The organism is Gemmobacter denitrificans, assembly GCF_036964905.1.
GTDB classification, from domain to species: Bacteria; Pseudomonadota; Alphaproteobacteria; order Rhodobacterales; family Rhodobacteraceae; genus Gemmobacter; species Gemmobacter denitrificans.
Map to the genome: position 1 here is coordinate 1 of NZ_JBALHR010000039.1, position 4945 is coordinate 4945.

Sequence of the window (4945 nt, forward strand, 5' to 3'; positions counted from 1 at the left end):
TATCAGACCGTCGCGGCGGTCCATTTTTGACGGCTCTTGCACAGCGCGTTGGCGATGGTGACCTGCTTTCTGGCGACAGAGTGAAGATGACACACCATGAAGGACCGGAAGATTGTCCAGGTCCACCATGTCGAGGGTTGGGCGACCGCGATCCAACGACAGTCGGACTAATCCGCAAAGCCGCTGGCATAGGCTGGGAGCCTACAGGACCTGGCCCAGATCATGGGCGCTGCGGTGGCGCAGTGCTTCATACTGGATGAAGGCCCGGGAGTCAGACATCGCCCAGTGGATCGCGGTCGCTGTCTCACAGGATCACGTCGATATCGGCAGATGTCAGGCTCAGCCCTGCATCCAGAACCGCAATCAGCGCCCGCTGCCCCGCTGCCGCACCATTGGCATCGTGGAAAAGCTGGCCCGTCGTGCTGTCATAGATCACCCGATCGTTGCGATCGACCGCACCGCCCGACCCGATCACCTTGAATGCCGCTGCGGCCAACGGCGCTCCCTCGGCGCTGCCAGATCCCAGCCCACGGAATGCTGCGGCAGAAAGATGAATCCGATCTGATCCGGTATCGAAATCCAGCACACGATCGGCCTGCGTCGCCCGTGATGGCCTCAGGTCGAATAGGAACACATCGCCATTCAGCCCGCCCAACAGGGTGTCGGCCCCACCCCCTCCCGAGAGTGTATCCGCGCCGGTTCCCCCCAGGAGTTGATCGCGGCCAGCCCCGCCGTCCAGCCGGTCATCGCCCCCGAAACCCGCCAGCCTGTTGGCTTCCTGATTGCCGGTGATCCAATCATCGCCGCCGCCGCCGATCACGTTCTCGATGCTGCGCAGAATGTCTTGTCCTGCTGAACCGGGCAACAGGGCCAGCCCGTCTGCCGCGCCACTTCCCAAAGTGACCTGAACCGGGCCGCGCAAGTCCGCATAGGTCACTGCATCGATACCGGCGCCACCATCAAAGATGTCATTCCCGGTCGAGCTTTCGAACAGGTCATTCCCGCCCAGACCTTTCAGACGGTCATCGCTTCGACCACCTGCCATCGTGTCGGCCCCGGCGCGGCCTTCGGTCACCGCCACGCGAACAAGCTGTGACAATCCATCTTCGGTTTGCACCTGCAGGTCGGTCTTGGTCAGACCGGTGATCGCAAAGCTGCGCATCCCCGTGCCGGTATCGAACCGGAACAGGCCCCGTGTTGAAAAATCAAACCCCTCAAAGTCAGCATTTGCAGGGAAACCGACAACCGACCCAAGCTCGATGCGGTCCCCCACCGACATGCCGACAATCCGCAGTTGCGCCGCCGTATCCCAGCCGTCGCGTGATCTGACGGTTTCATGACCGGCTCCGGTCAGATGCACGGTGCCCTCAAACAGCCGCCCCAGGATCAGCGTGCCGCCTTCCGCTACCTGCAAGCGTCCTTTGCCTGCAAGCCTGTCGTGCAGATCCAGTGTGCCACCACGCGCTTCGATCACACCGTCATTGCGCAGCAGATAACCCGTGTCGATCACAAGGGTTTCGCCCTCGGTCGCGCGTAGAACGCCCGAGCGATCATTCACAATCTGGAGCAGCATATGGCCAGATCGCCCCTGAAGGGACCCAATAAATCCGTCCCCTTCGATGGTGTTGCGATTGGTCAACCGCGCCGGGTCGGGCAGGCTATCCGTCAGATCACGATAGGCACCGGTCAGGCTGTCCTGCCCTTGCCCGCCGCCCATCATCAGATGGCCCGCCCCCGACAGAACTGCGCCCCGCTGATCGATCATCAGCCGTTGCGGCCCGCTTTCATCAAAGACAATCTCGCCGGAATTGACGATCTGGCTCCGTAGTCCCGCATCGCCCGCCACGCGCAACAAGCCGGCATTCTGAACGGGACCTGTCGCCCCCGATCCATCAAGCCGACCGCCGATGCCAAGTTCGATCGTCCCACCTTCTGCCGTTTCCAACCGCCCGCCGCGCACTGTGCCGGTGGCCGTACCGCCTTCGATACGGACAACCGAACCAGCGCCATCAGCGCGCACTGTGCCGCCCTGATTGTTCAACAGCCAGTCCTGATCGCGAAACCCGGCATCCAACGCAGACCGCAGCCGCAGGGTGCCGCCCTCGGCAGCATCCAACAAACCCAGATTGCGGAACGAGGTCAGACCCTCCAGTACGAGGTCGCGCCCGGCAAGATCAGCGCTGATCCGCCCCTCGGCCCCGTTGGTCAGCGACAGGCCATAGCGGAAATATCCGGTTGCACCGCTGCCCGCGATCATGCTGCCAATCATTCCCGCGCCCCGGATATGGGTGCTGGTATTGATCAGATTGGCCTCTTCCCCCGGTTCTGATCCGCGAATGGAGCCGATCCAGTTGGTGCTGTCGGCTTCTGCCAGCAAGATCTCGCCCGATCCGACAAGTTCCGCTGCACCGTCGATCATCAGTCGATGGGCGGCGGCTCGGGCGAAATGGACTGTGCCATCAACGGCAATTTCTCCCCGGAAGGTCGCGCCCCCTTCGATGCGGATATCACCTGCAAGCGTCACCGCGCCCCGCTCGGTGCCGCCATCCAGCACGGCAGTTTCATTCATCAAGCGGATCTCGCCGCCACGCCGCCCGGTCAGTCGTCCGCCTTCGATCACAAAATCCGCATTGTTGCCCGCCAGTTCGACCACAGCTCCAGCGCCGGTGGCCAGCAAGTCACCGTTCAGATTGTTCAGCACCTGCACTTCGTCGGCATGGCCGGTAGCCACATCTCCGGAACCTGAGGCCACCACCAGCCGCGCCCCGGCTTCTGCCCGCAAGACACCGCTGTTGCGAAAGGTTTCAAACCCCCGCAGTTCAAGCGCGCCGTCGCGATCGTCAGCAGCGATGACGCCATTATCCCCATTTATCAGCGACATGCGCCGGGCTTCTATTCCGGATTGTCGCCCGATCAGACCCGCGCCATGGATCACATTGTCTACATTGGTCAAAAGCGCCGTAGCGTCGGGATCGATGCCCTGAATGCGGGCCGCGTGATAACCAAGGTTCGCGCCCAGATCGCGCGACAGGATTACTTCACCCTGTCCTGTCAGTGTCACACCATCTGCGCCAATGCCCAGAACGCCCCCATAGCCATCCAGAACGATATCGCCCTTGTTCACGATCCGGTTGCGCAGTTCCAGCAGGGTCACTCCCCAGACCTGCGCGTTGGTATCAAGTGTCAGGTTGGTAGTCGCGGTCTGCCCGCCATTCAGGATCGTGTGGAAGTTGCCGGTTCGGATCACCCCGCCCCCATCTGTCGCCAAATGGCCGCCCCGGATATGGCCGTCATGCAGCACGACCTGCGATCCCGCACCGCTGGCGCGGATCACCCCGCCCGGCGTCTGTTCAACCAACGGCGCCTGCAGGTAAAGGGACCCACCGGCCGAGGCCTGCATGGTGCCCGCATTCGTTGTGGGGTTGGCATCGGTCACCGTGGCGCTGTAGATGTGCAGCCGCACCCCGGCGACATTAGCATCAATCAGCCCGCCGCTCTTGTTCTGGATCACCAGATTGCCACCCGGATCCCCAAGATTGTTGTTGAACCCGATGGTGCCCGCGCCTTCGATGGTGCTGAAATTTTCCAAAAGAGTCAGGCCGAGTGCGCCACCTGTTCCAGTCAGCTGGGTGGACAGGCTGTTATCACCACCATCCACCGACCGCGACCCCAGAACCAATGTTCCGTCACCCAGCAATTGAACCTCGGGCGCAGCCAGTCGAAGCACCGAGGAATTGTTGTTCTGATTGTCATCCGAGAGAACGGTGATGGTGCCATCATTCTCGATACTGGCGCCCATCACCGTCATCCGGTCGGTTTGCAGGATCCAGCTTCCGGCGTTTTCGACAAGACCGTGAATTGTCAGGTTGGAACTGAAGCCGTTCAGGCTTGCCCCGGCCAGAATATCGAGATTGCGGATTTCAAGCGCGGTCCCCGCCAGCGCGTCTTCCAGAATATCGGCGCGCGTTCCGAAACCGGTAAAGCCAAGGATGATGTCTGTTGCGCTTGAGGGGATCAGCACCCCGGAAAAGTTCGACCCGACGATATTGCCCTCGTCATCGTACACCACCTCAGTCCAGGATGTGCCCAGACGACCAGAAAAATGTGCCATGAAAATTCCCCAGGATGCCGGGGCGTCTTGGACCCCCCTTTGCTGCAAAATCCTGCACCGGTGTTGAATGAAAATCAACGGTAGCTTGCCAATCGGCACGCAAAACTGACCCCCTTTCGGCGTCCAAAATTGACCCCCGTTGCGAGGTCGAGATCAGGGCCTGAGCCGACGGAACTGATCACAGAGTGTAGGCGGTTCAGGCCCTGGTCCGGGTCAGGCGCGGTTTTTGAAGCGCCATGACTCGTTGCCGGTTTCGATGATCTCGCAGTGATGGGTCAGGCGGTCGAGGAGCGCTGTAGTCATCTTGGCGTCGCCGAAGACGGTGGGCCATTCGCCGAAGGCGAGGTTGGTGGTGACGATGATCGAGGTGCGTTCGTAGAGGAGGCTGATGAGGTGGAAGAGCAGTTGGCCACCGGATTGCGCGAAGGGCAGATAGCCGAGTTCGTCGAGGATGACGAAGTCGAGGCGGGTCATGTAATCGGCCAGCCGTCCTTTCTTGCCGCCGCGGGTCTCGGTCTCGAGCCGGTTCACCAGATCGACGACAATGTAGAAGCGGCTGCGGGTGCCGCTGCGGATGAGCGCACGTGCGATGGCGATGGCGAGGTGAGTCTTGCCGGTTCCGGTGCCGCCGATGAAGACCACGTTGCGCTGGTCGGCGAACCGCGCGCCGCGCGCGAGGATCTCGTTGATCTCGACAATCACGGGGTGGTGCGCATCGCTCAACCCGCTGTCGCCGGCCTCGGCGATGAAGGGCCGGAGTGGCAAGGACCGGCGCAATTCCTCAACCGATGCCCATTGCGCCCGAACCATCGCTGCCCTGCCCCGGTTCGCCGC

At 61.9% G+C, this 4945-nt stretch carries 2 protein-coding genes; both read right to left on the reverse strand.

Features of this window, described 5'->3' with window-relative positions:
* Positions 1-304: 304 nt before the first annotated feature.
* A complete protein-coding gene (locus tag V6590_RS20655; RefSeq protein ID WP_335425596.1) occupies positions 305-4111 on the reverse strand; it encodes a calcium-binding protein in 3807 nt (1268 codons plus the stop codon).
* Between the two features lie 213 nt (positions 4112-4324).
* Positions 4325-4945: ATP-binding protein (locus V6590_RS20660; RefSeq protein WP_335425598.1), on the reverse strand; the 621-nt coding region annotated here is incomplete at its 5' end.

Excerpts from the sequence above, each read along its gene's own strand:
- V6590_RS20655 (WP_335425596.1), bottom strand. The coding sequence starts at position 4,111 with ATGGCACATTTTTCTGGTCGTCTGGGCACATCCTGGACTGAGGTGGTG.